Here is a 26794-nt window from a genome sequence, read left to right as displayed (position 1 = left end):
TAAAGCCTTCGTGGTAACGCTTGTCATGGCGTGGTCTCCAGCCCGGCGCGTCAACGCCGGGTGATTCGAGGTTGATCACCCCGGAGACTACGCCACTTTCAATTCCAACCGCTTTTCGGACGGCACCTAGCTTCATGCTCATCTCAATTCTCCTGGCATCATGTTTACAAGAAATCGACCGTCAGCACGGAGCCATCGGTCCGGTTTCTCGAAGATAATCTGCTGTGCTCAGATACAAGCTGATGAGAAATCTTCCCCAATGTGCCCTCAACAGCAGTTGTCGATGCGCCGCACGTCCGCGGTATGTCGCCCGTTTCTCGATGAGCCTAATCAAGGTGTATGTCGCCCTCGCGGGCGACCCTGCTGAATAGCTCAATGTCGTCTTTCGTGCGCTGCGTGACCTCCTCTGGGCTGCGATATTGTGGGACAAGGCCGATCTCGCTCGTCTGACCGGCTATGCCGGCGTCACGTGAGATTTCCCTTACCGCTTCTTCGAGTCTTTGAACGATCGGTGCTGGCGTTCCGGAGGGCGCATAAAGCGCGTGCCACCAAGTCGTCTCGGCGCCTGGCAATCCCGCCTGTGCCACGGTAGGAAGGTCCGGAAAGCGTGGATCACGATCCTTACCGGTGGTGACAAAAGCGCGGATTTGGCCAGCTTCCACGAAGGACTTCACTTCAGTCTGGGACGTGCAACTCACGAAATTCGCGACGACCGCCTGGATGCCGGGCGCATTACCTCGAAAGGGAATGTGCTGAACCTTGATGCCCGCCGCCTTGGCGAACAACTCGCCACTGAAGTGATTGCCGCCACCTATCCCTGAATTGGCGAATGAGAGCTTCTCGGGATTTCCTCTTGCGAACTCGATCAGTCCCTTTAGTTCGGTGAACGGCATTTGCGAATTGCAAACGATCATCGTGGCAAACCAGAAGATCTGCCCGAGAGGCACAAAATCCCTGAAAGGGTCGTATGGGAGCGATTTGATGAGTGCGGGATAGAGAGCATGAGTGATGGAAGTGCCATACAACAGCGTGTATCCGTCCGGAGCGGCTCGCGCTGCGTCTGCCGCTCCGATGCGCCCTCCAGCGCCCACTTTGTTCTCGATAACCAACGATTGACCGAGGATCGTGGAGAGCTTCTTGGCGAACACGCGCGCGCCCAAGTCTGCGCTGCTCCCGGCGGAGGCCGGTACCACAAGCCGGATTGGCCTCGAAGGATATTCCGCTGCCGCGAGTGAGCCGAGACCGCAAGCGAAAGTTAGGGCAATTACCCCAGCGACGATTCTATAGCTCGACATTCTTGATCTCCAGTTGTTACGCACATGCTCACCGCCTGGCGGCAGTACGCGACGCTGAGCGCGAGTCGGCTTCGTGCTTCAGTCCGATACGGCGGAGATGACGAGGTCGGAAAGTCGCTGCGAACGCTTTCGTGATTTGTAGAGCTGCGGATACCCGACCACGAGATGGACGAATGTCAGTTGTCTTTCCGGGTCCACCCAAAACAGTTGCCCGCCAAAGCCGGATCCGCCGAAAGTGCTCGGTGAACTCAACGTACCCATGCTGGCAAGGAATACGCCTTCGCCTCGCACGTAAAACGACAGACCGATGTTCGCGGGAAATGGCTCGGTAAAATTGTTCTCGGCGGATGCCTTGTAGAGGCCACTCAGCTTTGTCCCTGTCTGGATCGTCGTCGCCGCCTTTATGATCGCCGGAGAAAGCACGCGCACGCCGTTCAGGGCTCCGCCCAGTCTGAACATCTCCGCGAAGCGATATTGATCGTAAGCCGTAGACACGGCGCCTCCAGCGGGAAATTCAACCGTGGCGCAGATTTCCGCGATGCGCTCGATATCTTGCTGAGGGATCGTCTCTTTGGAGTCGTCGCACATTGTGATAGGTGCGGATCGGTCGGCCAGATCATTCCGGCCGATCAATGTCAGCGCGGTGTCGGTCATGCCGGTCGGGACCAGGATTTCGTCGGCCATGATCTGCGTCAATGATCGATTCCGATCATCGAGCCGTCGCACGACTTCCCCCAGGATCGCATGGGCCGCACCGGCATGATAGTTTACGACACCGTCCGCTGCCAATTCGGGCGGCATCGCGCATATCTTGGCCACGTATGCTTCGTTCCCTTGGCTCCAATCCTCGACGGGATGTTGCATCGGGAGTCCAGCCTGATGGCTCAGGGTATCACGGATCGTCACTCGCTCTTTGCCGTTGCAGGCGAATTCCGGAATCACCTCGGCGATGCGTGTGGTGAGCGTCACCTGTCCGCGATCGATAAAGCGGAAGACGGTGGCGGCCGTGAGCTGTTTGGTTAGCGACATGACGGGGAGTACGTCGTCTGTCTTGATCTTCCGGCCGGCTTTTCGATCCGCAAAACCAATCGCTTCATGCATCACGATTTTTCCCCGGCGTGCGATGAGGATGACCGATCCATCGGACAGGCCGCTTTCGATGTCCGTCTCGATATCTTCCCGGAGGAGCGTCAGCTTTTCCTCGTCCATCCCGACATCCGCGGGCGATGTGTCGATTCTGATCATGGAAGTCCTCGAATTTCGATCTGTGGAGTAGGGCGCCTCAACGTCGATTGGGGAGGGCGGCTGCTCAGCAAGCGAAGGCCCTTGCGGCCGGAGAAAAATAGATTTAGATTCTAATTCTAGATTGGTCAAGGCCGAACTGCCTGCGGTATATTGCTTCATCAAACTGGATCGAACCGGACGGGACGCTGAGTGGCCAAACCAAGAAACGCATCACCAATCGGAGCTGAACAGCCTCAGGGTCTGGCGGCAATTTCGAAGCTCGCGCGCGTCAACGCCCCAAAGCAGGCGCGCAGCGAACAGAGATTGGCCGACATCGTACAGGCGCTGAACGTCCTCTTGGACGGCCGATCGTTCGACGACATTACCATCCCGGAAATCGCAGCGCGGGCCGGGTGCGTGCCAGCCTCGATCTATGCGAGATTCAAGGACAAGCGCAGTATCCTCGTGGCTCTGCACGAATCTTTCCGGAACCAGCAAGTTACGCAAATCGAAGAGAGCTTGAGTACAGATGCTCACAAGGATTTGTCGCTCGACGACTCGATACGGCTGATCCTGCGAAACCTCACCAGGCACTATTCTCGCAGGCAGCACATGTTGCGATCAACGCTCCTTCTCGACGATCAAGAAATCTACGAAGGGGCTGGAGCACTGATTGCGTTGGTTTCGACCCGCGTATCAGCCATCCTGCGTCAGAAACTGCCGAAACGTCGGATAATGTCCGAAGAGCGGGTCGACTTGGCTGTCCGCTCGGTCGTCGCACTCTTGCAGCAGCGGCTGATCTTTCGTCCGGCCTCGGTTGGCAGGTTCGCTCCATCCGACGATTCTCAAATCGCTTCAGAAATTACCATCGTCTTTCGCAGCATCCTGCAGATCGGCGATTGATCGGACTGGCTATCCTCGCGTGGTCGCTGGACGGCGCAACTCGAGACCGAGGTGCAAGGCTGCGGTCCCTACTCAAACGTGATCGACACTTCGCCCCGTTGGCGGTTCTTCGCAAAGCGCGCCTTAGACGAACTGATCCCAAATCAAAGGTATGGAAACGTGGACAGACAAGTGACGCTCATCACCGGTGCATCTCGGGGGATTGGCAGGCAGGTTGCCGTTGATTGCGCTCGAGAGGGCCACCCTGTGGTAATTAACTTCGCCAGGTCTCATGACGCCGCGGAGGAGGTCGTCGCGTCGATCGTCAACGCAGGGGGGCAGGCTATAGCAGTGCAAGGTGATGTAAGCGTTGAGGCGGATGCTCGCGGACTTATATCAGCGGCCGTCGATCAATATGGAAGGCTCGACTGTGTCATCAACAACGCCGGGGTTGGCGAGAAGATTCCCCTTGAAAGCCTGACGTCCGATGCATTCGACCAAGTGTTGAAGCTCAATCTACTCTCTGCATTTTTGGTCTCGCAGGCGGCCATACCTCGCATGATGAAAAATGGTGGCCGGCTGATTTTCATGTCTTCAGGGGCCGCGAGGACGGGGGGAATCATCTCGGCAGCCTACGCAGCATCCAAGGCCGGAATGGAGGGGTTGATGCACTACTACGCGACGTATCTTCGCGAACATAGAATTACGGCAAATGCCATCGCTCCGTCGCTCATTGCCACCGTGATCAATCGTGCTGCGCATCAGTCGGACAAGAGCCTCCCGCTCGGCCGTTTTGGACGTCCCGACGAAATCTGGCCTGCGGTTAGAATGATCATGGAAACCGAGTATCTTACCGGGCAGACGATCCATATTGACGCCGGGCGATATATGACGTGAGGTAGATAAAATGTCGCATTCGTAGGCAAAGTTGTTCAGATGCAGGTCGTTATCGCAAATCTAAGCGGAGCTGAGGGCTGCTATTGTGAAGGGTTTCGGCCGCCGAACGCGCGGCGCCGTCTTCAAGCGGCCAGCATCCGAAACCCTTCACAAAAGCGGCGTCGAGGCAAGCGCACAGCATCGGCCGCCTGAGACGATCGCGCGCGCCGGAGAAGGCGACGAGACGGCGATGCGGGTCTGCGACGAGCAGCGCTTCAAGGACGGCAATCGCACCTCTTCAGAGCAGCGTCCCTCGATGGGCCAGGATGTGCAGAAGGGCCGCCGCACCGAGATCGAGTTCCTCAACGGTTTCGTGGCGCGAAGGCGAGAAGATCGGCCTCGCCTGTGCGGCCAATGCCGTGCTGACGGACCTCGTCAAGCGCGTGGAGCGGAATGAGCTGAGCCCGGATCCGCGGCACATTACTGAGTTGCGGCTGAACTGAGGTGCGCTCGCAAGAGCGGAGCAGGCCGGCACTGGCGTTGACATTCCCGCCGGTCGCATCCGAATTCGAGGGCTTATCTAGCTGAAAAATAGAGTGAATTAGATGGCGGCAGCAAATTAGTCCGGAGGGGCTTGCGATAAGAGCATATACCTCTATTTTTACGGACATATGCTCTCAACGGAAGGATGCTTGTCATGAGTGAGGCTGAGGTTCTTGTGAGCGGTGCTACCGGACGCACCGGCCGTGCTGCCATCGACGAACTGCTCAAGATGGGCAGGCGCGTGCGGGCCTATGTGCGCTCGAACGGTGAACGCGCCGCTGCTCTGCGGGCTCGCGGTGTCGATATCGCGGTCGGTGATTTCACCGACATCGACCGCATCCGTGCGGCCATGGAAGGCGTCCGATCGGCCTATTTCCTTCATCCGATCGCGCCGGGAATCGTCGGCGCTTCAGCCTATTTCGCACAGGCCGCTAAGGAGGCGGGCGTTACTGCAATCGTCAACATGTCGCAGATCTCGGCGCGCCGAGAGGCGAGAAGCCATGCTGCGCAGGACCACTGGGTGGCCGAGCGGATCTTCGATTGGTCAGGTGTCGCGACGACCCATCTCCGTCCCACCTTCTTCGCCGACTGGCTTGTCTACCCGCATCTCGGCAAGGATATCTGGGCCAGGAAGAAGATCGAATTCCCATTCGGGAACGGCCGTCACGCGCCCATCGCCAGCGACGACCAGGGGCGAGTCATCGCCCACATCCTGGCCAATCCAAAAGGCCACGAGGGCAAGACCTACACGCTTCATGGCCCGGTCGAGATGAACCATGCTGAGATCGCCGCCGCCATGAGCAAGGTCCTTGGCGCCAACATCGAGTATGCGCCGACATCGATCGAGGAGTTCAAGCAGAACATGGAGCAAGTGCTCAAGTTTCCCCCGTTCCTGGTGCAGCACCTCGTCGAAGTCGCGCAGAACTATCGGGATGGCATCTTCGCGGGCACGAACGACAACGTCGAAAAGATCACCGGGACGCCCGCGCTTTCGGTGCCGGCTTTCATCGAAAAATACCGCCATGTCTTCGTTTGACAAGGCGCTGAAGATTCGGACCATCAACGGAGATCGCGAGGGGGAAAGATGCTGCTGGCCAACCAACCGCTCAGGGTCGACGAGTGCAACTGCAACGCCATGAGGAAGGCGAGCCGGCAGATCACCCGCTTTTACGATGCTCATCTTGAGCCGACTGGCCTGCGCATCACGCAATTTCTAACCCTGGCGGTCCTCAGTCAGGTGGGGAGTGCAGCGATCAATGCCCTTGCCGAACGCCTCGACATCGAACGGACGGCGATGGGGAAAATGGCCGGCTTTTTGGAGCGCGATGGCCTGATCAAAATCCGGCCGTCACCCACCGACGGTCGAAGCCGACTCATCGAACTCACCGAAAAAGGACGTCGTCTTCACGCTGAAGCGTCCCCTCTCTGGCGCGAAGCCCAGCGGCAATTCGAGCAAGTGAACGGTGCGAAAAATGTAACAGAGCTGCGCCGCGGATTGAGAAAGATGGTCGTCGGCAGCCTGGCGACAAGTTCATCCGAAGACTGAATTTCCCACCGCTTCAGACATGCCGGCGTCGCCGGCTGGGGCAAGACGCTCGCTCCAAGGTTCGCCTTCACGCCCTCGCAATAGCAGAACAAATTGATGTTACCGGGGGCGGAGCGGACAAACTTCGTCCCCGTGAATCGGGCTGGCTGCAAAAAGGCAGCACGTGCTCGAATCAAAGGCAGCAAGAAGCCCATCCGGCCGGAACGCACGCTCAACAGCGCAATTTCTTACGCACTTATGCCGTCGAGTTTGGCACGGTGGTTGCTTGAAGTGCATGGTGGACAGGAGACACCATGTCATCGCCCAAAGTGCAACTTCGTTTGAACGGCATCCGTAAGAGCTTTCCCGGAAAGGAAGCTGCGACGCAGGTTCTCGACGGCTTAACCTTCGATATCCATGAGCGTGATTTCGTCAGCATCATTGGCCCGAGTGGCTGTGGCAAGACGACGGTGTTCAATATTATCGCCGGCCTTGTGGATCCCGATGATGGCGTCATGCTCTATCGCGGCCAGGAAGTGGAAAGCTTACGCGGTCGCGTGGGCTATATGATGCAAAAGGATCTGCTTTTCCCTTGGCGCACGGTGCTGGACAACGTTCTGCTCGGCCTTGAGACCAAGGGCATCGATCCAAAACGGGCTCTGGATACCGCGAGGGAATATCTCAGCACGTTCGGTCTTTCCGGCTTTGAGAACTCATATCCCAAGATGCTGTCCGGCGGTATGCGTCAGCGCGTGGCCTTGATCCGCACTCTCGTGCTCGATCCCGACATCCTGCTCCTCGATGAGCCGTTCTCGGCGCTCGATTATCAGACGCGGCTGTATCTCGAGGGCATCCTGATGGAGGCGGTGGAAACCTTTCACAAGACCGTGATCCTCGTGACCCACGACATCGATGAGGCAGTGGCGCTTTCCAAACGTGTGGTCGTGCTCAGTCAACGTCCGGCGCGAGTCAAGGCCGTTCACGACATCGCGCTGAACGAACATTCTCCGATCGCAGCGCGAAGCGATCCACGCTTCTCCGGTTATTTCCACACGCTCTGTGCGGAGCTCGATATCCAGACCAGGAAGAGTGCATGACGGAAACGGCTCAAGTTGTAAAAACCGCGGCGCCCGCTCGCCCACGCGAGAAAAAGCGCCGTAATGTGTTCGATTCCCTTATCGGGCGAAGCGCTCTTCAGATACTCGCTGTTGTCGGTTTCTTCCTGCTTTGGGAAGCGGCGGTGCGATGGGGATGGTTGTCGGGCTTCCTTGTTGGTCAGCCGAGCGGTGTTCTGCGCAACCTCATCGGTTCCATCGCGAACGGCTCCCTTTTTGCTGATACCGGCTACACAATATTCGAGGCGATCCTGGGATTTACCTTCGGTACCGTGATCGGTTCGGTCATCGGCCTTGCGCTGTGGTATTCGGTGTTCGTGGCGCGGCTGGTGGAACCGTTCATCGCGGCCATCAATTCGGTGCCGAAAATCGCGCTGGCACCAATCATCATCCTGTGGTTCGGCACCGGCTTGCTATCGAAGGTCGCGCTCGCGATCTCGCTCACCTCCATCGTCGCTCTCATCACCGCCTACCAGGCGGCAAAGGACGCGGACAAAGATCTCCAGGCGCTGCTTTTCTCCATGGGCGCGTCCAAGCAGCAGATCTTCAAGCGGGTGATCGCGCCCTCGACCTTGCCCGCGATCATCGCCACCTTCCGCATCAATATCGGATTCGCCCTGGTGGGCGCGGTCGTGGGGGAATTCATCTCCTCCCAGCATGGTCTAGGCCACGTCATCTACGTGGCCTCGAGTCTTTACGATCTCAATACGGTGTGGGCCGGCCTGTTCACGCTGATGCTCGTTGGCTTTCTTTTCTACCACTTGGTCGAGGTCATCGAGAACTGGCTGCTTCCGTGGAAGCAACAGCAGGGCGGCACGCAGATCAACGTTTGATCCTCTTTCAGGAGACTTCCAAAAATGAGACGGCGACTTCCGAAACTGAGCACTCTTTCCGTTGCCCTCGCTCTTGCTCTCGGCATAACCGCAGCAGGGCCGGCTTCCGCCGAGATGAAGAAGGCGACCATCTCTCAGGCGTTTCAATCCCTGCTATACTTGCCACTCTATGTCGGCATGAACGAGGGCTTTTTCGAAAAGCAGGGGCTTGATCTCAACAAGGAAAGCGCCGGCTCCGGAAGCGTTGCTCTCTCGGCCGTGATCTCCAAGAGCGCGCAATTCTCGCTTCATGGACCCGAATGGACGGCCATCGCTGCGTCCAAGGGCGCACCGGTGAACACGATCGCCAACGTCGTGAATGGCGCTGCCGTATGGATCGCCGCCACGCCCGACTTCAAGTTCGACAGTGTGAAAGATCTCAAAGGCCAGAAGATCGTAACTGGGCTGATGCCGACCACCAGCACCTCACTGTTCATCAAGCTGCTGAAGGAAAACGGCATGGATGCCAGCAAGGACGTCGAGATGATTCAGGTTCCGCTCGGCACCGAGCCCGGTCCCTTCGTCGCCGGCCAGGCCAAAGTGGCGGTCATGTACGAGCCTGGCCTCGACCAGGTGGTGGCCAAGGGCATGAAGGTGGTGGTCGGCTTCCCGAAACTGTACGGCGCCTATGCCTTCTCTACCATCACCGCGCGCAACGATGTCGATCCGGACCTTGCCCAGCGGCTGACCAATGGCCTCGAAATGGCGGTGCGTTTCATGCACAAGAACGAGGCGCGCACGGTGGCAATCGCGCAGAAGGAATTCCCGAATCTTGAGCCTGCCGTGGTGGAAGCGGCGGTAAAGCGCATGCTTGCCGACAACGTTTACCCCACCAGTGTCGATATCACGCCCGACGCGCTGAAGCTTGCGCTCGAGACGCAGATCGCGCTCGGCAATCTCGCCGCCCAGCCTGACTACAAGACCTTCGTTCCGAGAACCTATATCGAAAAGGCGATATCCACGAACTGACCTTCGCCGATCTTCGTCGCAACGGCTTCGGGCTGACCCCGGAGCCGTTTGCCTTTTGACCTTCCTCACCTTGGTTATGGGCCCTTCCGAACATGAACTTCGCGCAAGACCATTCTGGCCTCCTCGAAATCATCAGCATGATCGCTGGGGGCGCGGCACAAGCGCAGAACCTGATTGCGGCCAGTCACGCGCGCGCCGCGGCTGTCGAACCTGATCTTCGCGCCTTCGCTTATTTGCCGTCCGAACCGCCCATCGCTTCAGCGGGAAATGGGCCACTCGCAGGTGTCGCGGTCGGTGTGAAAGATCTTATAGACACGGCCGATATGCCGACCACCTACGGTTCGCCGGTGTATGCAGATCACCAGCCGAATGAGGATGCCTGGGTCGTCAGCCGCCTGAAAGATCTCTCGGCGACGGTTCTCGGCAAGACGGTCACCACCGAATTCGCATGGCGCGAACCCGGCCCGACCCGCAACCCTTGGAATCCAAGGCACACGCCCGGCGGTTCTTCCTCCGGCTCTGCAGCGGCCGTTGCAGGCGGATCGGTGCAAGCGGCGCTGGGCACGCAGACTCTGGGTTCGATCCTGCGACCTGCCGCCTATTGTGGTGTGGTGGGATTAAAACCCAGCTTCGGCACCATCAGTCTGAAGGGCGTCCATCCGCTCTCGCAATCCCTGGACCATCTCGGCCTGTTCGCCCGCAGCGTGGATGACGCCGCGTATCTGCTGGCGCTGCTGGCGGGTGGCCCCGGTGCTTCTCGGCAGGCGCCGCTTCAGATTTACCCTGAAGGCATTGATCCTTTTCCCGCACCGCGGATCGCGTGGCTTCGTCCGGCGGCAACGCCGGCCTTGGACGAAAGCCAAAGCGCGCTGCTCGCGCAAGTCGCCGCTCTCTTCAGAGATGTCGGAGCGATCGTCGAGCCGTTTACGTTGCCTGCGGAGTTCGAGCAACTGCCAGGCCTCTCGGCTACGCTCTGCGGCGCGGAAGGGGCGGCGAATTTCGGTGCTCTCGTCACACGTTTCCCGGACAAGACCAGCGCCCGACTTAAGGCCCTCGTCGAACGCGGCGCGTCGATTTCCGCGACCGAGTATATTTCCGCCCGCGCGAGGCAGCTTGCGCTCCGCGCCGATTTCACCCGCGCGCTCGCAGGCTTCGACGGTGTTCTTACGACCGCAGCAACAGGTGAAGCGCCGGAAGGATTGTCTGATACCGGCGACCCTGGCCTGTGCGTGCCCTGGACAACTCTCGGGGTTCCGGCGATCGCATTGCCTGCCGGCATCGGGCCGAGCGGCCTGCCCAGGGGAATCCAGCTTGTCGCGCCATTCGGCGAAGACCTGAAGCTGCTGCGGATCGCCAAATGGTGCGAAACCTCGCTCGCTATCAAGACCGGGCGCCAGCAGAGCGAATAGATGCCGTGGGGGAAAGCGCGATATCTTCCCGCCTGCGCTGATCGCGACCGATTATGTCGCGCCTTGGTTCTGATGGTCACGGATAGAAGCATCACTGAACAGGCTCCAGCCATTGCAGACTATCAGTCGCATCGCCCGAGACGATCGCGCATGCCGGGGAGGGCGACGCGACGGCGCTGCGTGTGCGACGAGCAGCGCTTCAAGGACGGCAAGTGCACCTCTTCAGAGCCGCATCCCTCGATGGGCCAAGACGTACAGAAGGGCCGGCGCACCGAGATCGAATTCCTCAATGGTTTCGTGGTGCGCGAGGGCGAAAAGATCGGTCTGCCGCGCACGGCCAATGCTGTGCTGACGGATCTCGTCAAGCGCGTGGAGCGTAATGAGCTGAGCCCGGATCCGCGGCACATCACGGAACTGCGGTTGAACTGAGTCGGTTTGTCCGCCTTGATGCGCTCGCAATAGCAGAGCCGGTTGACGTCTGAACGACCGGGGCGGAGCAGACAAACTCCGTCCGCTTAAATCGGACAGCTACGGGGCCAGAAGCCGACATCGCGGCGTTCCTGTAGCGGTCAATACGGACACCCCCGGGCCCGACGGGCGATTCGAGACGGTCGCGAGATGGCACCTGCAACGAAAAATGCGACGTCGATCCGTTCAATTGCCGAAAATGCATAGTCCGCCGCTGGGGAGCAGCGCTAACGTTTAGGTTCACTCAGGTTGTTGGCGCAGCATCGCTCGGGCCAGGTCGGTGCCATAAATTTCCAGACACTTATTCGTCCGAGGCCCGAGGCAAATCAAAGGAGGACGCAATGAGTAAGCTCTTTTCGGCAGCACTGATCGCTGTGGCCATGTTCGCTAGTCCGGCCATGGCGGCGTGGTACGACAAAAACGGCGCAGTCATCCATCCCTCCCGCGTCGTTCACTGCATCCGGGCTCCAGACACTGGCCAGTTTGCCGGAGGTCCGTGGAATAATCCTCCTTGCGAACCGGCAACCCGGGGCTCAGGCACCAGGGCGGCGTGGCGCGACAGAAACGGTGCTGTCATCCATCCCTCCCGCGTCGTTCACTGCATCCGGGCTCCAGACGTTGGCCAGTTTGCCGGAGGTGCGTGGAGTAATCCTCCCTGCGAACCGGCAACCTGGCGCTGAGGCGTCAGGTAGCACTACGGTACGGCCAGTTACACTCCTGCCACTGCACGCGGCAGGAGTTCATTGGTACGCGGCGATGACCCACGTGTTCGCAAGCCCGAGCCGTAAAACCATTGTGCAGGGAAAGCCGGAGTGAATCCGGTTGAACCTGTGGTCCTACCCCGTGCTTTCTTTGCACGGGACCCATGGGTGCAATCGGCACCCGGCTTTCCCTGCGCCCTCTGCTCAATGAGAGGGTGAAACGAACGCAAACCTCGGGCACCACATGCCGCGAGAATGCGGACTCGTATCCATCCCTCACTCCACCGTCATGCCCCGCGCAGGCCGGGGGGGATGGATTCACGATTGAAGTGCAACGGTTGATTTGAGGTCGGAGAATGCCTCGGCGGGTGTTTTGAAGTCCAGACATTTGCGTGGGGTGTTGTTGAGGCGGAGAACATGCCGCCTGAGATCGGCTGCCGTGATGAGGTTGAGGTCAGCTTTGCGCGGCAGGAACCGTCGTAGTCGTCCGATCGCGTTTTCCACGCCGCCCTTTTGCCAGGGACTATGGGGGTCGCAGAAGAAGGTCTGGAGGCCGAGGGTTTGGTGAAGCCTGTGATGCTCGGCGAACTCGTTCCCGTTGTCGAAGCTGATGGTTTTGCGCATCGCCCCTGGAAATCTGCCGAGCTGACGCGTGATGGTCCGAGCGGTGAGGACGGCTTTTCGATCGCGTGGGCGGTGAACGATATTGAAGCGGGTTTGTCGTTCGTGGAGAACCAGCAAGCCTTGGCCACATCGGGCGAACAGCATGAAGGCGGCTTCCCAATGGCCCGGCGTTCCGCGACCTTCAGCCTCGGCGGGTCGCTCGGCGATCGCGCGCCGGTGCTTGATGACGCTGATGCGGCTGCGTCCGCGTCGGCCTCGCTTTTTTTTGTGACGCTGCAGCAGGCGATACCAATAATCCTTCTGGGCCGTGCGATGATAGATGAAACGATAGATTGACTCATGGCTGACGACCACGCGACCATGCTCCAGCGCCAGTCGGCCTGCGATCTGCTCTGGGGAATGTCCCATCGCAAGGCCTTTGCCCACGCGGTCCCGCAGGTCTGGCTGGCGCGCCAGCTTGAAGCGGCAATCCCATCGTCGCCGGCGCTCGGTCAGGTGTTGCGCCCGGACCGGCTCGTAGCCGCCCGCCCAAACCTTGGTCGGCCGGGAGTTGCGCCGCAGTTCCCGACTGATCGTCGACGGCGCCCGGCCAAGCGCAGACGCAATTTGGTTCTGAGATCTACCGCCTGCATGCAGGCGGTAGATCTCAACGCGCTCTTCAAGGCTGAGCTGGCCATAACACCGTCCCATCGCCACAACACCTTAGCAGGTGTTGCACTTGTGTCGTGAACCCAGGGGGCATCCAGTACCCGGCGGCCCAGCGGTTCAAGCACCGCCGCCTCTGGAACACTGAATCGTCCGCCGGAGCCTGTCATCGGGCGGCGCTTTGCGCCGACCCGGTGGCGGACGATGACAGCGGAAGGCTGTTTGACATTTGAATCAGGGACTCTCCGTCGTCATTGCTGCGAGTGAAACGATCTGTCCGCGCGCGGCTGTCGTATGCTTTCATTCCGTCGGCGCTCCAATCGTTTGATCCAGCGCGGTTTTTCGCCGTTCATTCCGTATCGTGGGAAACAAAATCAGCGTCGTTGAGATTGTCGATCGCTCCCGTGATCATCACGCCGATGCAACATCAGCGAGGCGCGACATGGCGAAGATGCGGGCGGTCGATGCGGCGGTGCGTATTCTCGAGAAAGAAGGGGTAGCTTGCGCGTTCGGTGTTCCCGGCGCGGCGATCAATCCGCTCTATTCGGCGCTGAAGAAGCGTGGCTCGATCCGGCATATCCTCGCGCGTCATGTCGAGGGCGCCTCCCACATGGCGGAGGGGTACACCCGCGCCAAGTGCGGCAACATCGGTGTCTGCATCGGCACGTCGGGTCCGGCGGGTACCGATATGATCACCGGGCTCTATTCGGCGATCGCCGATTCCATTCCGATCCTCTGCATCACCGGGCAGGCGCCGCGGGCGCGGCTCTACAAGGAGGATTTCCAGGCCATCGATATCGAGTCGATCGCAAAGCCGGTGACGAAATGGGCGGTCACGGTGCGCGAGCCTGGCCTCGTGCCGCGCGTGTTCAGCCAGGCGTTCCACCTGATGCGCTCGGGGCGTCCGGGTCCCGTGCTGATCGACCTGCCGCTCGACGTGCAACTCGCCGAGATCGAATTTGACGACGAGACCTATGCGCCGCTGTCGGTCTACAAGCCGATCGCGACGCGCGCGCAGATCGAGCGCGCGCTCGAAATGCTGAATATGGCCGAGCGGCCGCTGATCGTGGCCGGCGGCGGCGTCATCAACGCCGATGCATCCGAACTGCTGGTGAATTTTGCCGAAACCGTCAACGTGCCCGTGGTACCGACGCTGATGGGCTGGGGCGCGATCCCCGACGACCACGTGCTGATGGCCGGGATGGTCGGGCTGCAGACCAGCCACCGCTACGGCAATGCCACCATGCTGCAATCCGATTTCGTGCTCGGCATCGGCAACCGCTGGGCCAACCGGCACACCGGCTCGATCGAGACCTACACCAAGGGTCGCACCTTCGTGCATGTCGACATCGAGCCGACACAGATCGGCCGCGTGTTCAATCCGGACCTCGGCATCGTGTCCGACGCCAAGGCGGCGCTTGAACTGTTCGTCAGTGTTGCGAAGGAATGGCGGAAATCCGGAAAGCTCCGCGAGCGACAGGCGTGGCCGGCCTCATGCCAGGACCGCAAGCGCACGATGCTGCGCAAGAGCCACTTCGACGATGTGCCGATCAAGCCGCAGCGTGTCTATCAGGAGATGAACCGTGCCTTCGGCCGCGACACTTGCTACGTCACCGTGATCGGACTGTCGCAGATCGCCGGCGCGCAATTCCTGCGCGTCTATCATCCGCGCAATTGGATCAATGCCGGGCAGGCGGGACCCCTGGGTTGGACGCTCCCCGCCGCGCTCGGCGTGCGCGCCGCCGATCCGGATCGCGAAATCGTCGCGCTCTCGGGCGACTATGATTTCCAGTTCCTGATTGAGGAGCTCGCAGTCGGGGCGCAGTTCAAATTGCCGTACATCCATATCGTCGTGAACAATTCCTATCTCGGCCTGATCCGCCAGGCGCAGCGCGGTTTCGACATGGACTACCAGGTGCAATTGTCGTTCGAGAACATCAACGCGCCCGAGATCGGCTCTTACGGCGTCGACCACGTCGCGGTCGCCGAAGGCCTCGGCTGCAAGGCGATCCGCGTCACCGACCCGAACGATGCGCAGGCGGCATTCGCGACCGCGCGCGAATGGATGGCGAAGTATCGGGTACCGGTCGTGGTCGAGTTCATCCTCGAGCGCGTGACCAATATCGCGATGGGTACCGAGATCGACAACGTCGTGGAGTTCGAGGAACTGCTCGACTTGCCGCTGGACGAGGTGCCGCCGCGCGTTGATGCGCGCCAGCCCGGCAAATTGCTGCCCGCCGAGTAAGGAGTTGGATTGTGCCGAAATTTGCTGCCAATCTCACGATGCTGTTCGGGGAATTGCCGTTCCTGGAGCGCTTCGCCGCCGCCAAGGCCGCCGGTTTCAATGGCGTCGAATATCTGTTCCCCTATGACTTCGATAGAGCCGAGCTGCGTGAGCAGCTTGATAAGCACGGCTTGATCCAGGTCCTGCACAATCTCCCCGCCGGCGATTGGGCGCGAGGCGAGCGCGGCATTGCGATCTTTTCCGATCGGGTCGATGAATTCCGCGACGGTGTCTTTCGCGCCATTGATTACGCCAAGGCGCTCGACTGTCGGCAGTTGAATTGCCTGGTCGGTATCGCACCGCGCGACGCCGATCCGCTCGAATTGAACGAGGTGCTGGTCAACAATCTGCGCTTTGCCGCCAACGCGCTCGCCAAGGAGCAAATCAAGCTCCTGGTCGAGCCGATCAACACGCTCGATATCCCCGGCTTCTTCCTGAACCGTACCGAGCAGGCGGCGCAGCTCATCGCCGACGTGGGCTCGAGCAATCTCTTCATCCAATATGACATCTACCACATGCAGGTGATGGAGGGTGACATCGCCCGCACCGTGCAAAAATACCTGGCGCGCATCGAGCATATTCAGCTCGCCGACAATCCCGGCCGCAACGAGCCGGGCACCGGTGAGATCAACTACCCCTTCCTGTTCCGTCATCTCGACGCGATTGGTTATCGCGGCTGGGTCGGATGCGAATACAAGCCGCGGACGACGACCGTTGACGGTCTCGGTTGGCACGCGGCGCTCACGCTCGTCACTTGATTTGCAGGGGAATATCGCAATGGCAAAGATTGGATTCATCGGCCTCGGCACCATGGGACGCCCGATGGCGGGTCACCTTCAAGCGGCTGGCCATCGCCTGTTTCTGCATGACGTCGGGCCGATCCCGCCGGAGCAGGTCTCGGGCGGCGGTGTCGTCTGCAAATCGGGCAGGGAGGTCGCGCAGGAAGCGGAAGCCGTCATCGTCATGGTGCCGGACACGCCGCATGTGGAGGCGGTGTTGTTCGGCCCCGGCGGCGTCGCCGAAGGACTGTCGAAAGGCAAAATCGTCGTCGACATGAGCTCGATCTCGCCGCTTGCGACGAAGGAATTCGCGAAGGAGATCGAGGCGCTTGGCGCAGACTATCTCGATGCGCCGGTGTCCGGTGGCGAGGTCGGCGCCAAGGCGGCGAGCCTGACCATCATGGTGGGCGGGCCAGAGCGTGCGTTCAACACGATGAAGCCGGTGTTCGAGAAGATGGGCAAGAACATCACGCGGGTTGGCGGCAACGGTGACGGACAGACCACCAAGGTCGCCAACCAGATCATCGTCGCGCTGACGATCGAGGCGGTCGGTGAAGCCTTGCTATTTGCTTCGAAAGCCGGTGCCGACCCCGCGCTGGTGCGGCAAGCGCTGATGGGCGGCTTCGCGTCGTCGCGGATTCTGGAAGTGCATGGCGAACGCATGGTGAAGCGCAATTTCGAACCGGGCTTCCGTATCGAATTGCATCAGAAGGATCTCAACCTCGCGCTCGAAGGCGCCCGCGCGCTCGGACTTTCACTGCCGAGCACGGCGATTGCGCAGCAATTGTTCAGTTCCTGCACCGCTCACGGCGGCAAGGCGTGGGACCATTCGGCGATGGTGCAGGCGCTCGAGCTGATGGGAGATCACGAGATCGGCACGGCGGGACGTGGTGAATGAAATTCTACAACGGTTGCCGCACGCCGAGGCCGAGCATGAAGCGTTCCCTGATCTGCACGGGATCGCGACGGGTCGCGCCGGTGCCAGGCTTGTCGTCGATGCGCACGCCGATTAGCGTCGGGCCTTCCGAGATGAGCGACTGATCGATCAGGCGCTCGAAATCATCCTCATCGGCGGCCCAGGAGCTGTTCGGAAGACCGCTCGCCACCGCGATGGCGACGAGATCGGAGGCCGCCGCTGCCGGCGTCGGCTGCGCGCCGGTGATCTGGTAGATGCCGTTGTCCATCACGACCATGGTGAGGTTCTTCGGCGCCAGCGTTGCGATCGTCGAGAGCGAGCCGAGCTGCATCAGCAGCGAGCCGTCGCCCTCCAGCGCGAACACGCGCCGTTTGGGCTGCGCCAGCGCCACGCCGAGCGCGATCGGAAAGGCGAGCCCCATGCTTCCCAGCATGTAAAAGTTCTGCGGGCGATGGCCGGCGGCCCAGAGGTCGAAATTGGTGTTGCCGATGCCGCCGACCACGGCCTCTTCGTTCTTCAGCCTTGCGACGAGACGCGAGGTGAGGTCGAACCGGTTCATCACCTTGGTGTTGCGGGCGGGGGTTTTGCTTGCCGTGTTCATGGGACCGCTCACTTGTCAAAGACCTTGCCGCCCGTAAGGAGCGGCGAGAGGATCAGCGCCACCGGCGCCTGCGTGGCCACGGCCTGCTTGATCGAGCGGTCGACGATGAATTCGAACTCGTCGAGCCGGGTCGCCGTGTGATGCTCCATCGCCAGCGAGTCGAGCACGGGCCGCATGGTGCGGCAGACCAGCGCCTGACCGTAATTGAATTCGCCGAGCGTACCGCGCTCGGAGACGAACATGATCACCGGGATCTGGTAGGGGATCGCGAGCGAGGCCAGGACATTCGCAAGCGTCGCGAAGCCGGAGGTCTGCATCAGCACCGCGCCACGCACCCCGCCCATCCAGGCGCCGGAGACGATGCCGACCGCTTCCTCCTCGCGCGCGGCGGGAAAGGTCGTGAAGAAGGGATCGGCGTGCAGGTTCTTGATCAGCGGCGTCAGCACACGGTCCGGCACATAGGGCACGAGGCTGACCTCGTTGCGCTTGAGCGTCTGCAACACGATGCCGTGCCAGCTCTTCTCCGCTGCGGTCTTGAGCGAGCTTTCATCCTCCGCGAGCGCCATGTCTGCTCTCCCTAACATCCCGCGACGCTGCGGCCGCTTTCTCGCGGCAAAACTTCACCCGACCGGCGCGATTGTCAACATGTCGCAGTCGCAACGCGACCTGCGGTTTCCGCTGGTGCGGATAAGGGTCCGCTATGCGATACAGGCGGCAACGACAATAAGACGAGAGCAGTGGGAGGAATGTCGTGGCCAGTTGGTTCTGGCGAGCCGCCATTGCGGCGGTCATGTCCCTTGCGGTCGGCTCGGTGTTCGCACAGCCGTTTCCCGCCAAGCCTGTTCATATCCTGGTCCCCTATCCGCCCGGCGGGGGCGTCGACGTGCTCACCCGCACGCTCGCCGACGTGGTGTCGAAACAATGGGGACAATCGATCGTCGTCGAGAACCGGCCCGGCGCGGGCGGCGTGATCGCGTCGCAGGCAATCGCCACCTCGGCGCCGGACGGCTATGAGCTGATTGTGGTGGCGAGCGGCCACGCCACCAATCCATTCCTCTATCCCAAGCTGCCCTACGACACGTTCAAGGATTTCTCGCCGATTTCCCTGCTGGCGTCCTCGCCCAATGTGCTGCTGGTGCGCGCGGATTCCCCGTTCAAGTCGGCTGCCGAAATCATCGCGGCTGCGAAGGCCAAGCCGGGCAGCCTGTCCTACGGTCACGCCGGCAATGGCACATCGACCCATCTGGCGGGCGAACTCCTGAAGAACCTGGCGAAGATCGACCTCAACGCAATCCCCTACAAAGGCGGCATGCCGGCGATTAACGACCTCCTGGGCGGGCAGATCCCGATGTCGTTCAACAATGGTCCGGAGTCGGTCGGCCAATTGCAGGCCGGCACGGTCCGGGCGCTGGCCGTCACCACGGCGGCGCGGGCGCCGTTCCTGCCTGACGTCCCCAGCCTGTCCGAGGCCGTGCCGGGCTACGACACCGAGGTGTGGTGGGGGCTGCTCGGGCCGGGCGGCATGGTCCCCGATCTCGTGACAAAGCTTTCGCACGACTTCGTGGCCGCACTGAACACGGAGATGGTAAAGGAACGGCTGACCAAGCTCGGCGCGGTGCCGATCGGGAGCGCGCCGGAAAAGTTCGATGCCAAGATCCATGCCGACTATGAGAAATGGGGGCCAATCATCAAGGCCGCCGGCATGACGGCGGAATAGCGCGATGACCGCTTCAGCCATTCCCGCCTGCCTGCCGCCGCGCGAGGTCAGCCGTCCGAAGGTGCCGCTGCCGCCGGGCGCTTGCGATAGCCATGCCCACGTGTTCGGTCCGTCCGATCGCTTTCCCTATGCGGAGGATCGCAGTTACACGCCGCCCGATGCGCCGCTGGAAAAATACCTTGCTATGCTCGATATCATCGGGTTTGCGCGCGGCGTGCTGGTCCAGGGCAGTGCGCATGGCAGCGACAATTCCGCGATGCTGGATGCGCTCCGGCGCATGCCCGATCGCCTGCGCGGCGTCGCGGTAGCCGATGCGCGCGTCGCGCCGGCCACGCTGCGCGAATGGAACGCGCTCGGCGTGCGTGGCTTGCGCTTCAACCATTTCTTCCGCGGCGGCCAGTTGCACTATCGCGGCGGCGTTCCGCTGACGGAAGCCGAGAGGCTCGCGCCTGTAATGGCTGAGCTCGGCTGGCATCTTCAACTCTGGATCGACGTCAAGGATTTGCCGCAGGCGATCCCGCTGCTGAAATCCTTCCGCCTGCCTGTTGTGATCGACCATATGGGCCGTACCGATGCCCGCGCCGGCACCGGCACCGAGGGGTTCCGGAGCCTGCTCCGCGCGGTCGCCGACGGCTGGTGCTGGGCTAAACTCTCCGGCGCGCATCGCCTCAGCCAGCAGGCGCCCGATTATCCCGATGCCCGGCCGTTCCACGAGGCCCTGGTGAACGCGAATCCCGAGCGCCTCGTCTGGGGCGGCGACTGGCCGCATCCGCGTGTGGAGGGCGAGATGCCCGATGCCGGCCATCTGCTCGAATTGTTCCAGCAATGGACACCGGATGAGGCGACGCAGCAGCGTATCCTCATCGCCAATCCCGCAAGACTCTATGGTTTCCCGAACTGAAAGTTGCAGAAGGACATGACCGTCAACAACAAGCGCGTCTTCTACGTCAAATACCTCGCCCACAATATCTACGCGGATATCCTCAAGAGCCGTCCCGACGTGCGGCTCGACCGGCTGGAGAATGAGAGCCCCGACGAGGTCGCAGCACCGATCCTCCAAGCGGCGCATGCCTACCAGATCGGCGCGGCGCGCGACGAACTGGCCAGGCACTTCCATGTCGACCATGACCTGCTTCGCCGCACGCCGAACCTCTTGATCGTCTCCTCCAACGGCGCGGGCTTCGATCCCGTCGACGTCGACGCTTGCACCGCGGCCGGCGTGCTGGTGGTCAATCAATCTGGCGGCAACGCCAATTCGGTGGCCGAGCACGCGCTGGGGATGCTGCTCACCCTGTCGAAGCGGATCATCGAGTCCGATCGCGTGCTGCGGCGCCAGCGGGACGTCAACCGCAATGCGCTGATCGGCAACGAGGCGCAGGGCAAGACCATTGGCATCATCGGTCTTGGCAATGTCGGCCGCCGGATCGCCGAGCTCTGCAGAGGGCTCCTACACATGAAGGTGATCGCCTACGATCCCTATTTGAGCGCCGAGGAGATGGGCAAGCGGGGAGGCGAGAAGGTCGAGCTCGACGAGCTGCTGCGCCGTGCCGACTATGTCTCGATCAGTTGCCCGCTGACGAAGGAAAGCCGCGGCATGATCGGAGGGCGCGAATTCGCGCTGATGCAGCAGCATGCGTTCTTCATCACAACGGCGCGCGGCTTCATCCATGACGAGGAGGCGCTGGAGGATGCGCTGCGCAACAAGCGCATCGCCGGCGCCGGCCTGGACGTCTGGGCCAAGGAACCGCCGCCGCCGGAGCATCCGCTGCTGCAGTTCGACAACGTGCTCGCCAGTCCGCATACGGCCGGCGTCACCCGGGAGGCGCGCGAGAACATGGGCCGCATCGCCGCCGAGCAGGTCCTGGACGCGCTCGACGGCAAGCGGCCGCCGCGGATCATCAATCCCGAGGTCTGGCCGGTTTACGCCAGGCGCTTTGAACGGACGTTTGGGTTTGCGCCGAAATAGGGCGATGCTGATTTTGGTCAAATCCACTGCCAAATGCACAGGCAGCGGAAGACGTGGAACCGCGCCGGATCGGGGTTGCCGGCGTGCCGTTCGCCGGCGCCCGGGATCGCGGTACGATTGGCGGTCATCGGCCTTGATTTCCCTCAACTCTTTTTCCCAGAATGCTAGTATCCAAATTCCGACGCTACCCGTGTAGCAGGAGGCTCCCATGTCACGATTTGTCGTTAGCTTCATGAAGGACGTACTTGGTGACAATGGTCGCGAGCGGGAGGTTTGCCAGAGTTCGCTGGAAGTTAATGCCTCAAACGAAGGTCAAGCCGCGGAAATGGCCAAGCAGAAATTCTGCGAGACGCAGGCGCTGTGTGACTGGTCGCTGCACGCTGACCGCATCCGGATCGACTCGGCAGATTTTCCCTCATAGTCATTCGCTCGCTTGAAATCAGCTCAGGCGCCGCAACGTCGCCGAGGGGCTCTCGCCGAACTTCGCGCGATAAGCACTTGCCATCCGGCTCAGATGGTTGAAGCCAAGATCGAAGGCGATGTCGACGACGCGTTCGCCCGGCCGCGCCGCTTTCAGCCGGGCATTGAGCCGGGCGAGCCGTATGTCCTGCAGCATCGCCGAAATGGTCGTCCCGAAATGGCGGCGGAAGCCGAGCTGTAATGCGCGAATACCGACGCCGGCTTCGTCGGCGAGCTGCACGAGATCGAGCGGCTCATCGACCTGGGCCTCGAGCCAGGCGCGCGCCCGCTTTAGCGCTATCGGCTGCGTCTCGACGCGGCCTTCGAAGATGGCGATCGCCCGGCTCAAACCATGATGCTGTCCGTTGAGTAGCGCGCTCAGCAATCGTTCCCGCCAATCGGCTGCCGCCAGGGGTGACAGGCGCTTCGCCGGACCAAGACTCTCGGCTCTCTCCACGAGATCGCAGATACCTGCCTGAAGAGCATGTCCAAACGGTGTGGTGAGGTCGACCGATGGATCGAACTCCACCGCTCTCGTCGACGTCCCAGCGAGCGCTGCCGCGCGATGTTCCACGAGCTTGCGATCGAGCAGCAGGATGAGCTGGGCGCAATCCTGTCGCCACGTCATCTGCGTCGGCACGGTCGGCGACAGCAGCGATGCCGCGGCGCCACGCGCAGTCATCACCTCGCGCGCCGCCGTCCGTATCTCCGCGCAACCATGTAGCGGAATCTGCAGCAGGAAAAACCGGTCGAGGCAGCCGGGATCGATCGAGACCGATCCGCCATAGGCGACATAGTTCACCGAAAACCCGTCGAAGGCTGCGCAATTGTGCTGGGCGCTGAAGTCGTTCTCGGAATGGCCGATGGGCTTCAGTTCATGCGGGCAAAAAATCCGTCCGATCGCCTCTGCGGCGTCATCGACGCTGGCGGTCGAGACGCGGGCGAAATCAGCAAGCCGGGTGTTGGCCAAGGCACCTGCGTTCATCGCAACCGCCGCGGAGTTGCTTGAGGTTTAAAATATCGGGAGCCTAATGCATCTTTCGGCATGGGGAAACGCAGTTTCGGCGCGCAGCCTGCCGGATCGCTATGCTGGCGTTTGCCGCGCGCTTGGGCAGCGACAGCTCCTCCTGCAGCGCAACATAAGCGCCGTGGCCGCGGGATTCGTTTATCGGCTAGACAAGCCGTCACTCCGACGACAGCCTCACGGGCACGGTGCAGTCCAGACATGGAGGTGGCGGAATGGGTGCGCTCGAGAAAGGCATTACGCGGAGCGGCACGGGTTACGGCGGCAAGACCTGGAATATTCTGGGCCAGGTCTATTTTCCCAAGGCGGTCACCGACTCGACCTTTGCATTCGAGACCAACAGCGATCCCGGCCAGTTCGTGCCGGTGCACATCCATCCGACCCAGGACGAGTTCATCCTGGTCCAGGAAGGCACGCTCGACCTCAAGCTCGACGGCGTCTGGGTGAAAGCCGAGGCGGGTGACCTCGTGCGCATGCCGCGCGGCATTCCCCACGGCTATTTCAACAAGTCGGACAAGCCGACGCGCGCGCTGTTCTGGGTCTCTCCGATGCAGAAGCTGGAGGCGTTGTTCGACAAGCTGCACAATCTGCAGGACCCGGCAGAGGTGGTGCGCATTTCCGCCGAGCACGAGGTGAATTTCCTGCCGCCGGAAGCCAACGACTGATCTTGCCCTGGTAGCGGGCCCAACGTCGGAAGCAGCGGATTGCCGGGAGCGTATCCGGCGATGACGGCGGCGTGTGCGTACAATCGAACGGGTTGGTGATCTTCCGGAGCATCCACATGGTCAAGCAGAAGCATGTTTGCATCATCGGCGCCGGCGTTTCCGGGCTTGCCGCGGCCAAGGCGTTTTCCGAACGGGGACACAGGGTGACCATCGTCGAGCGCAGCGGCGATCTCGGCGGCGTGTGGGAGCCGGCGCGGTCCTATCCCGAGGTCCAGACCCAGAGTCCGAAGGATCTCTATCGCTACACCGACAAGGCGATGCCGGGCTCCTATCCGGAATGGCCGAAGGGGCCGCAGGTCTACGCTTACTTGCGCGACTACGCGCGCGAGCATGGGCTCGACGATGCCATGCGCTTCAATACCGCCGTGGTGGCAATGGATCGCCGCGCCGACGGCAAGCCGGGCTGGACGCTCACGCTTCGCACCGACGATAGCGTGGGCCACGAGGATTTTGATTTCGTCGCAGTCTGTACCGGCCAGTTCAACGAACCGCAAACCCTCAGCCTTCCCGGCGATGACCCGTTCCAGGCGCAGGGCGGCAAGATCCTGCACTCTTCGCAATATAACGATGCCGCGATGGCGAGGGGCCGCAGGGTGGTGGTGCTCGGCGGCTCGAAATCGGCGACCGACATTGCAGTGAACGCCGTCAGCTCGGGCGCTGCCGAAGTTACCATCGTCTATCGCGAGCCGGTGTGGCGCATTCCGTATTTCGTCGGCGGCTTGGTGAACTTCAAGCGCATCCTCTACATCCGCGCCCAGGAAGAGATGTTTCCAGGTTGGGGCATCGGCCCACTGTCGCGGCTCGCGCATGCGCTGGCCAAGCCGCTGGTGTGGGCGAATTGGCGTGGGTTGGAGAGCCTTCTGAAGGTCCAGCTCAAGCTGAAGCAGTGCGACATGGTGCCGAAGCAGCCGATCGAGGACGGCATCAATTGCTCGGTGCCGATTGCAACGCCCGGCTTCTATCCGATGGTGGCCGATGGCCGCATCAAGGCGATCCGCGGCACCTTCGATCATTATGATGGCGACAGCATCGTGATGAGCGGGGGCGAGCGCGTGCCGGCGGATGTGGCGGTGCTTGCGATCGGCTACAAGCTTGGCGTTCCGTTCCTGCCCGAAAGCTACCGCAGCAAGCTGGTCGAACCCGACGGGCAGTATCGGCTCTATCGCCTGATCGCCAATCCTGATCTGCCGGATATGGGGTTCGTCGGATTCAATTCCAGCTTCTGCACGGTGCTTTGCGCCGAGCTGGCCGCCAGTTGGCTGGTGCGCTACGCCGACGGCCAGCTTGCGCGGCAGCCGACCGTCGCCGAGATGAAGGAGAACATCGCGATGATGCTTCACTTCAAACGTGTCGAACGGCCGGCGGCGGGCGTCTATGGTGGGCTTTGCGTTGCGCCGTATCATTACCGCCACTTCGACGAACTGCTGGCGGATATCGGTACGACCTTTCGCCGGCGCAATCCGCTCGCCGAAAAATTCACGCCGCCCGATGCCGATGCCTATGCGCGCTTCCTTGCCTCGGCGCCGCACTATCGCGCGGTGGCATAAGGACGGGCAGACTCCTCGCTCGGCGATGTCCGGCCGGGCACGGCGGCAAGCAGCTCGCGCGTGTAGGGATGTTCGGGCGCGGCGAACAGCGCGGCTGCAGGCCTGAGCTCCACGATCTCGCCGCGCTGCATCACCGCGATGCGGTCGCAGATTTGCGCGGCGACGCGCAGATCATGGGTGATGAACAGCATCGACAGCCCAAGCCGCGCCTTGAGGTCTTCGAGCAGATTGAGAACCTGCGCCTGCACGGAGACGTCGAGCGCGGAGACCGCTTCGTCCGCGACCAGGATCTCCGGCTCGAGCGCCAGCGCGCGGGCGATCCCGATGCGCTGGCGCTGGCCGCCGGAGAATTCGTGCGGAAAACGGTCCATCGCATTGGCGTTGAGGCCGACCATGCCGAGCAGGTCGCGGGCGCGCTGCCGCGCCACATCAGGGGCGGTACCATGCGCGATCGGCCCGTCCGCGATGATGTTGCCGACCTTGCGGCGCGGATTGAGCGAGGCAAAGGGATCCTGGAAGATCATCTGGATGCGGCTGCGCTCCTTGCGTAGCTCCGTGCCGCTGATCGCGGTGAAGTCGGTGTCGCCGAGGCGCACCGTGCCCTGGTCCGGCTCGATCAGGCGCATGACGAGGCGAGCGACCGAGGATTTGCCCGAACCGGACTCGCCGACGAGGCCGAGCGTCTCGCCCTGCAGGATGTTGAAGTTGACCGCCTTGGCTGCCTGCACGCGCCGCTCCGGCTGGAACCAGCCGCCGCCGGAGACATAGGTCTTGTCGAGGCCGATCACCTCGACCGCCTTGGGACGGTCGACGAGGGGAGCGCGCTGCGGCGGCTCCATCGAGGGCACCGCGGCGAGCAGGGCGCGTGTATAGGCGTGTTGCGGACGCCGCAGCACATTATCGGCCGAGCCCTGTTCAACCACCTTCCCGTGCTGAAGCACGACCACGCGGTCGGCGATATCGGCGACGACGCCGAAATCATGGGTGATGAACATCACCGCCATGTTGCGGCGACGCTGCAGGTCGCGGATCAGTTTCAGAATCTGCGCCTGCGTGGTGACGTCGAGCGCGGTGGTCGGCTCGTCCGCGACCAGCACCGCCGGCTCGAGCGCGAGCGCCATCGCGATCATCGCGCGCTGGCGCTGGCCGCCGGACAATTGGTGCGGATAGGCGCGCACGGTGCGTTCGGGGTCGGGCAGGCCGACCTCGCGCAGGAGATTGAGCGCCTTCTGCCGGCGCTCCTTCGGCGTCAGCAGATTGTGCGCCTCAAACATCTCGGCGATCTGGTCGCCGATCCGCATCAACGGATTGAGCGCCGTCATCGGCTCCTGGAACACCATGGCGATGTGGCGGCCGCGCAGGCCGAGCCATTGGTCATCATCCAGTCGCAGCAGATTTTGTCGCTCGAAGAGAATTTCACCGGCCTCGCGGCCGATGGTGTCGGGAAGGAGGCCCATCAAGGCGTGGGCGCACATCGACTTGCCGGAACCGGACTCGCCGACCACGCAGAGGATCTTGCCAGGGATGAGATCGAACGACACGCCGTCGACGGCGTAGTCGCGGTCGGCGCCCGGCGGCAGCGCCAGCTTGAGGTCCTTGATGACGACGACGGCTTTGCTCTCGGACAT

Annotated in this window: 26 protein-coding genes; 19 read left to right on the top strand and 7 right to left on the bottom strand. The window is 61.7% G+C overall.

The genetic code is table 11. The features are described 5' to 3' along the window. Positions 1 to 326 precede the first annotated feature (326 nt). Positions 327 to 1160 (bottom strand): Bug family tripartite tricarboxylate transporter substrate binding protein, encoded by an 834-nt coding sequence (locus ACZYOF_RS03395; protein WP_463714803.1) that lies wholly within the window; start codon positions 1158 to 1160, stop codon positions 327 to 329. Between the two features lie 213 nt (positions 1161 to 1373). After that, positions 1374 to 2540, bottom strand: a complete 1167-nt coding sequence (locus ACZYOF_RS03390) for a serine hydrolase domain-containing protein (RefSeq protein ID WP_165421148.1) — start codon at positions 2538 to 2540, stop codon at positions 1374 to 1376. A 189-nt stretch (positions 2541 to 2729) separates the two neighbouring features. On the opposite strand from ACZYOF_RS03390, the gene ACZYOF_RS03385 reads away from it, so the two are divergent. The 10 genes from ACZYOF_RS03385 (at position 2730) to ACZYOF_RS03340 (ending at position 11139) form a co-directional block, all read left to right on the top strand. Beyond that, positions 2730 to 3422 (top strand): TetR/AcrR family transcriptional regulator, encoded by a 693-nt coding sequence (locus ACZYOF_RS03385; RefSeq protein WP_130579491.1) that lies wholly within the window; start codon positions 2730 to 2732, stop codon positions 3420 to 3422. Between the two features lie 171 nt (positions 3423 to 3593). Continuing rightward, positions 3594 to 4298, top strand: coding sequence for an SDR family NAD(P)-dependent oxidoreductase (locus ACZYOF_RS03380; RefSeq protein ID WP_463714802.1), 705 nt, complete (start codon positions 3594 to 3596; stop codon positions 4296 to 4298). Between the two features lie 85 nt (positions 4299 to 4383). Further along, entirely contained in the window at positions 4384 to 4734 is a 351-nt protein-coding gene (locus ACZYOF_RS03375) for a ketopantoate reductase C-terminal domain-containing protein (protein WP_463714801.1), read from the top strand. A 240-nt stretch (positions 4735 to 4974) separates the two neighbouring features. Next, positions 4975 to 5856: an NmrA family NAD(P)-binding protein gene (locus ACZYOF_RS03370; protein WP_463714800.1), complete on the top strand. Its 882-nt coding sequence runs from the start codon at positions 4975 to 4977 to the stop codon at positions 5854 to 5856. Positions 5857 to 5904: 48 nt separating this feature from the next. Further along, the gene (locus ACZYOF_RS03365) at positions 5905 to 6366 is read left to right on the top strand and encodes a MarR family winged helix-turn-helix transcriptional regulator (protein WP_130579494.1); all 462 of its coding nucleotides are present in this window, start codon (positions 5905 to 5907) and stop codon (positions 6364 to 6366) included. 293 nt (positions 6367 to 6659) lie between these two features. Next, on the top strand, positions 6660 to 7442 hold the full coding sequence (locus ACZYOF_RS03360; protein WP_130579495.1) for an ABC transporter ATP-binding protein: 783 nt from the start codon (positions 6660 to 6662) through the stop codon (positions 7440 to 7442). Next, positions 7439 to 8293 carry an ABC transporter permease gene (locus ACZYOF_RS03355; RefSeq protein WP_282526321.1) on the top strand — a complete coding sequence of 285 codons (855 nt, stop codon included), beginning with the start codon at positions 7439 to 7441 and terminating at the stop codon, positions 8291 to 8293. The genes ACZYOF_RS03360 and ACZYOF_RS03355 overlap by 4 nt, the downstream gene beginning before the upstream one ends. Before the next feature lie 24 nt (positions 8294 to 8317). Then, positions 8318 to 9301, top strand: coding sequence for an ABC transporter substrate-binding protein (locus ACZYOF_RS03350; RefSeq protein ID WP_282526322.1), 984 nt, complete (start codon positions 8318 to 8320; stop codon positions 9299 to 9301). A 92-nt stretch (positions 9302 to 9393) separates the two neighbouring features. After that, positions 9394 to 10710 carry an amidase gene (locus ACZYOF_RS03345; protein ID WP_463714799.1) on the top strand — a complete coding sequence of 439 codons (1317 nt, stop codon included), beginning with the start codon at positions 9394 to 9396 and terminating at the stop codon, positions 10708 to 10710. A gap of 180 nt (positions 10711 to 10890) precedes the next feature. Beyond that, positions 10891 to 11139: a ketopantoate reductase C-terminal domain-containing protein gene (locus ACZYOF_RS03340; protein WP_463714798.1), complete on the top strand. Its 249-nt coding sequence runs from the start codon at positions 10891 to 10893 to the stop codon at positions 11137 to 11139. 1058 nt (positions 11140 to 12197) lie between these two features. Here ACZYOF_RS03340 and ACZYOF_RS03335 read toward each other — a convergent pair. After that, entirely contained in the window at positions 12198 to 13193 is a 996-nt protein-coding gene (locus tag ACZYOF_RS03335; protein ID WP_463714804.1) for an IS30 family transposase, read from the bottom strand. A gap of 397 nt (positions 13194 to 13590) precedes the next feature. On the opposite strand from ACZYOF_RS03335, the gene gcl reads away from it, so the two are divergent. Genes gcl through ACZYOF_RS03320 form a run of 3 tightly spaced genes read left to right on the top strand, consistent with a single transcriptional unit; the run spans position 13591 to position 17109 of the window. Further along, the gene (gcl, locus tag ACZYOF_RS03330; RefSeq protein WP_463714797.1) at positions 13591 to 15393 is read left to right on the top strand and encodes a glyoxylate carboligase; all 1803 of its coding nucleotides are present in this window, start codon (positions 13591 to 13593) and stop codon (positions 15391 to 15393) included. Positions 15394 to 15404: 11 nt separating this feature from the next. Continuing rightward, complete coding sequence (gene hyi, locus ACZYOF_RS03325; protein WP_463714796.1) at positions 15405 to 16190, top strand: hydroxypyruvate isomerase; 786 nt, start codon at positions 15405 to 15407, stop codon at positions 16188 to 16190. Between the two features lie 19 nt (positions 16191 to 16209). After that, the gene (locus ACZYOF_RS03320) at positions 16210 to 17109 is read left to right on the top strand and encodes a 2-hydroxy-3-oxopropionate reductase (RefSeq protein ID WP_463714795.1); all 900 of its coding nucleotides are present in this window, start codon (positions 16210 to 16212) and stop codon (positions 17107 to 17109) included. 4 nt (positions 17110 to 17113) lie between these two features. Here ACZYOF_RS03320 and ACZYOF_RS03315 read toward each other — a convergent pair whose 3' ends face one another. Then, a complete protein-coding gene (locus tag ACZYOF_RS03315; protein WP_463714794.1) occupies positions 17114 to 17728 on the bottom strand; it encodes a thiamine pyrophosphate-dependent enzyme in 615 nt (204 codons plus the stop codon). A gap of 8 nt (positions 17729 to 17736) precedes the next feature. Beyond that, entirely contained in the window at positions 17737 to 18294 is a 558-nt protein-coding gene (locus ACZYOF_RS03310; protein WP_394567499.1) for a decarboxylase, read from the bottom strand. A 185-nt stretch (positions 18295 to 18479) separates the two neighbouring features. Between ACZYOF_RS03310 and ACZYOF_RS03305 the strand changes: the two genes are divergently transcribed. From ACZYOF_RS03305 to ACZYOF_RS03290, 4 genes are all read left to right on the top strand, one after another. Beyond that, positions 18480 to 19445, top strand: a complete 966-nt coding sequence (locus tag ACZYOF_RS03305) for a Bug family tripartite tricarboxylate transporter substrate binding protein (RefSeq protein WP_463714793.1) — start codon at positions 18480 to 18482, stop codon at positions 19443 to 19445. Positions 19446 to 19449: 4 nt separating this feature from the next. Next, complete coding sequence (locus ACZYOF_RS03300) at positions 19450 to 20346, top strand: amidohydrolase family protein (RefSeq protein WP_463714792.1); 897 nt, start codon at positions 19450 to 19452, stop codon at positions 20344 to 20346. A gap of 15 nt (positions 20347 to 20361) precedes the next feature. Then, positions 20362 to 21411, top strand: a complete 1050-nt coding sequence (locus ACZYOF_RS03295) for a hydroxyacid dehydrogenase (RefSeq protein WP_463714791.1) — start codon at positions 20362 to 20364, stop codon at positions 21409 to 21411. A gap of 208 nt (positions 21412 to 21619) precedes the next feature. Next, on the top strand, positions 21620 to 21832 hold the full coding sequence (locus tag ACZYOF_RS03290) for a hypothetical protein (RefSeq protein WP_394567503.1): 213 nt from the start codon (positions 21620 to 21622) through the stop codon (positions 21830 to 21832). Positions 21833 to 21850: 18 nt separating this feature from the next. Here ACZYOF_RS03290 and ACZYOF_RS03285 read toward each other — a convergent pair whose 3' ends face one another. Continuing rightward, complete coding sequence (locus tag ACZYOF_RS03285) at positions 21851 to 22855, bottom strand: AraC family transcriptional regulator (RefSeq protein WP_463714790.1); 1005 nt, start codon at positions 22853 to 22855, stop codon at positions 21851 to 21853. A gap of 254 nt (positions 22856 to 23109) precedes the next feature. Between ACZYOF_RS03285 and ACZYOF_RS03280 the strand changes: the two genes are divergently transcribed. After that, entirely contained in the window at positions 23110 to 23559 is a 450-nt protein-coding gene (locus ACZYOF_RS03280) for a cupin domain-containing protein (RefSeq protein ID WP_463714789.1), read from the top strand. Positions 23560 to 23675: 116 nt separating this feature from the next. Beyond that, positions 23676 to 25166 carry a flavin-containing monooxygenase gene (locus ACZYOF_RS03275; RefSeq protein ID WP_463714788.1) on the top strand — a complete coding sequence of 497 codons (1491 nt, stop codon included), beginning with the start codon at positions 23676 to 23678 and terminating at the stop codon, positions 25164 to 25166. On the opposite strand, the gene ACZYOF_RS03270 is transcribed toward ACZYOF_RS03275, so the two are convergent. Next, positions 25148 to 26794 carry an ABC transporter ATP-binding protein gene (locus ACZYOF_RS03270; RefSeq protein ID WP_463714787.1) on the bottom strand — a complete coding sequence of 549 codons (1647 nt, stop codon included), beginning with the start codon at positions 26792 to 26794 and terminating at the stop codon, positions 25148 to 25150. The two genes, ACZYOF_RS03275 and ACZYOF_RS03270, sit on opposite strands and share 19 nt — an antisense overlap.

Source organism: Bradyrhizobium sp. LeoA1Lang, from assembly GCF_055413685.1.
The sequence above is the reverse complement of the archived record's forward strand: the minus strand, read 5'-3'. Positions and strand labels throughout refer to the sequence as shown.